The 1,217-nt window shown below is 55.1% G+C and carries 1 protein-coding gene; it reads right to left on the bottom strand.

Annotated elements, in window-relative coordinates; translation table 11 throughout:
- Nucleotides 1–34: 34 nt before the first annotated feature.
- Nucleotides 35–1,161, bottom strand: a protein-coding gene (locus GOX45_RS21910) for an IS3 family transposase (protein ID WP_171104093.1) whose coding sequence is annotated in 2 segments (ribosomal slippage) — nt 35–897 and nt 897–1,161 — 1,128 coding nt in all. Because the reading frame shifts where the segments join, the coding sequence is not laid out codon by codon here.
- Between the last annotated feature and the right edge of the window lie 56 nt (nt 1,162–1,217).

The raw sequence follows: 1,217 nt of genomic DNA, 5'->3' as shown, positions 1-1,217 counted from the left end.
TGATCAGCCCCACCTAAGTGGTCCAGTTTGATTGTTAGTGCATGATTGGCCTTTGGTCCATCTGAACGATGGTTTCGGGGGCCGGTGGGCGGTAGCTCAATGCGCTGTGTGGTCGTTTGGTGTTGTAGTGTTTCCTCCATTTTTCGATCGGGATTTGTGCTTCGCGAAGGCTGTAGAAGATCTCGCCATTGAGGAACTCGTCCCTGAAGCGGGCATTGAAGCTTTCACAGTATCCGTTTTCCCAGGGGCTGCCCGGTTCGATGTAGGCCGTTTTTGCGCCAACATCCTTGATCCAATCTTGCACGGCCTGAGTGATGAACTCCGGGCCATTATCGGAACGAATGAACGACGGGACACCGCGCAGGATGAACAGGTCGCTCAGAGCATCGATCACGTCGCCTGAGTTAAGCTTTCTATCGACACGGATCGCCAGGCATTCTCGGCTGTATTCATCGATGATGTTCAGCGTGCGGAACGCTCTTCCGTCATCCGTTCGGCAATGCACGAAGTCGTAAGACCAGACATGATCGCGGCGTTCAGGCCGCAACCGAACACACGACCCGTCATTCAGCCAGAGCCGCCTCTTCTTTGGTTGTTTCATTGGCACTTTCAACCCCTCTCGCCGCCACAGTCTCTCGACGCGCTTGTCGTTAACATGCCAGCCAGCATCTCGTAGCAGCGCAGCGATCCGACGATAGCCGTATCGACCATATTGCCGGGTCAGCTCGATCATGTCGGCCACCAATCGCTCTTCATCTGGGCGACCAGTTGGCACTTTCCGCTGCGTGGAACGGTGTTGCCTCAAAACGCGACATGCGCGGCGTTCCGAGACGTTCAACTCAGCATGAATACGATCAATGCAGGCACGACGACGAGCGGGGCTCAGAAGTTTCCCTTTGCAGCTTCCGCCAAGATCAGCTTATCCAGCGTCAGATCAGAAACGGCCTTGCGCAGCCGTTCGTTCTCTTTCTGCAGCCGCTTCAGTTCCTTCAATTGGTCTGCACCCATTCCGCCGTACTTTTTCTTCCAGCGATAATAGGTTTGCTCAGTCACACCGATCTGCCGGATCGCATCCAGACGCGGCATACCTTGCCCCGTCAGAACCTCAACCTGCCGTAACTTCGTGACAATTTCTTCGGGCTTTGGACGCTTGTTGGCCATGGTCTTCCTCCGTCTTCCTAAACATAGCGGAGGACCACTTCAGTGGGGGAGGATCA

The organism is Ruegeria sp. HKCCD7255, assembly GCF_013031565.1.
Lineage (GTDB): Bacteria > Pseudomonadota > Alphaproteobacteria > Rhodobacterales > Rhodobacteraceae > Ruegeria.
Note: the sequence above shows the minus strand (reverse complement) of the source record. Positions and strands in the feature narration are given on the sequence as shown.